Annotated in this window: 2 protein-coding genes; both read right to left on the bottom strand. The window is 76.9% G+C overall.

What is annotated here, in order from left to right; genetic code table 11:
- Positions 1–84 precede the first annotated feature (84 nt).
- Positions 85–879 carry an ABC transporter permease gene (locus AOK09_RS36495; RefSeq protein ID WP_055591459.1) on the bottom strand — a complete coding sequence of 265 codons (795 nt, stop codon included), beginning with the start codon at positions 877–879 and terminating at the stop codon, positions 85–87.
- 14 nt (positions 880–893) lie between these two features.
- Complete coding sequence (locus AOK09_RS36500) at positions 894–1,913, bottom strand: ABC transporter ATP-binding protein (protein WP_079063715.1); 1,020 nt, start codon at positions 1,911–1,913, stop codon at positions 894–896.
- Positions 1,914–2,003 lie beyond the last annotated feature (90 nt).

The following is a 2,003-nucleotide window of genomic DNA, read 5'->3' on the forward strand; positions in this document are numbered from 1 at the left end:
GACGGGCCATGACGCACCCGGCCATGGTCCCACGTCCGGGTGCGTCATGGCCCGTCAGGGCGGCCCCACCCGGGCCCGGGGCCGTCAGCGGTCCGCCACCGCCGCCCGCCGGAACGCCCAGGTCGCCAGGGACAGCGACACCACGCCCACCGCCGCGCAGACGGCGAGGTCCCCGCCCACCGCGGACCAGGCCGGGGCCGGGTCGAAGGTACGGGCGAAGGCCTCCACGCCGTAGGTCGACGGCAGCAGGTCCCGCAGCAGCCGGATGGGCTCGGGCATCCGTCCTGCCGGGAGGACCCCGAGCAGCAGTGCGGCGGACATCCCGAGCTGTCCCAGCAGGGTGGCGATCTCCTGTCGCGGCGCGAGCAGCCCGCAGGCGGCGCCGAGTCCGGAGAGCGCGGCCCCGGCCAGCGGGACCACGGCCAGCAGCACCCACAGATTGGCCCAGGGCAGTCCGAAGAGGCCGGCGCCGACGGCCGCGGTGAGCAGGGTGCCGGGCAGGGTGAAGGAGGCGTAGGCCCCGGCCGCGCCCAGCACCACCGCCGCGGGCGGCACCGGCAGGGTGGCGTAGTGGTCGAGGCCGCCGGTGGCGCGCAGCCTGCCGAAGTACTGGGCCAGCAGGTTGAGCGCCACAAAGGCGACCACCAGCACGCTGGAGCCGGCCACCACGGCCCGCGCGGAGGGGTTGTCGCCGGAGTCGACGACGCCTCGCATCATCACCATGATCCCCAGCGACTGGAAGGTCGCCACGAACAGCAGCGGGATCCGGGCGACCCGCGCCCGGGAGAGCTGTGCGCGGTAGACGGCGCCGAGGGCGGGCAGCAGCCGGGGCCCGGGGGCCAGCGGTGCGGCGGCGGGCACGGAGGTCGTCGGGGTCATCGAGGTCGTCGGGGTCACCGGGCCAGCCCTCCCTCGCGGCCGCCGAGTTCGAGGTAGGCGTCCTCCAGGGTGGGGGTGGCCAGGGTGAAGTCGTCGAGGGCGGCGAAGGCCGGCCCCCCGGTCACCACGGCGACCAGCTCCCTGGCCTCCTCGGCGGTGGTCCGCAGGGTCCAGCGCCGTCCGGCGACCCGGGCCCGGGAGGCCACGGCGGCGACCGCCGGGGGCAGCGCCGCCGGGGCGTCCTCGCGCCACACCAGCTCCAGCCGGACGCGGCCGTCGACCAGCGCCTTGAGCCGCCCGGGGGTGTCGCAGGCGATGACCCGTCCGGCGTCCAGGACGGCGACGCGGTCGAGGACGGTCTCGGCCTCGATGACGTTGTGGGTGACCAGCAGCACGGTGGTGCCGTGGTCGGCGCGGCGGCGGTCGACGGCGGCCCACACGGCGCGCCGGGCGACCGGGTCCATGCCGGTGGTGGGCTCGTCCAGGACCAGCAGCGGACGCTCGCCGACCAGGGCCGCGGCGAAGCAGGCGAGGCGCCGCTGGCCGCCGGAGAGCCGTCCGACGGGGCGGTCGGCGAGGGTCTCCAGGCCGAGTTCGGCGAGGACGTCGTCGCGTTCGACCCGGGCCCGGTGGGCGGGCAGGCCGCGCAGCCGGCCACTGGTCTCGGCGGCCAGCGCCACGGTGAGTTCGTCCAGGGCGGTGGACTCCTGGCCGAGGTAGCCGAGCAGCCGGGCGGCCCGCTCCGGGTGGGCCACGACGTCGTGGCCGAGGATGTCGATGGCGCCCGCGTCCGGTCGCAGCAGCCCGGTGAGCTGGCGGACCAGGGTGGACTTGCCTGCGCCGTTGGGTCCGAGCAGCCCGAAGATCTCGCCCCGCCGCACCTCCAGGGAGATGCCGTCGTTGGCGCGGATCTCGGTGCCGCGGCCCCGGCGGCCGCTGCGGTGGCTCTTGACCAGGCCGCGCACGGTGCAGCAGGCGTCGCCCGGGGCGCGCTCGGGCGCCCGGGGCGCCCGCTGTGGTGTCTGTGTGCTCACCCGTCACCGGCCGGGTCATGCAGGGGGCCCGTACTCACGGTTGACGACTCTACGCCGCACTGCGCGCGGGGCGGGAAACGGGGGCTCCGG

It is taken from the genome of Peterkaempfera griseoplana (assembly GCF_001418575.1).
GTDB classification, from domain to species: domain Bacteria; phylum Actinomycetota; class Actinomycetes; order Streptomycetales; family Streptomycetaceae; genus Peterkaempfera; species Peterkaempfera griseoplana.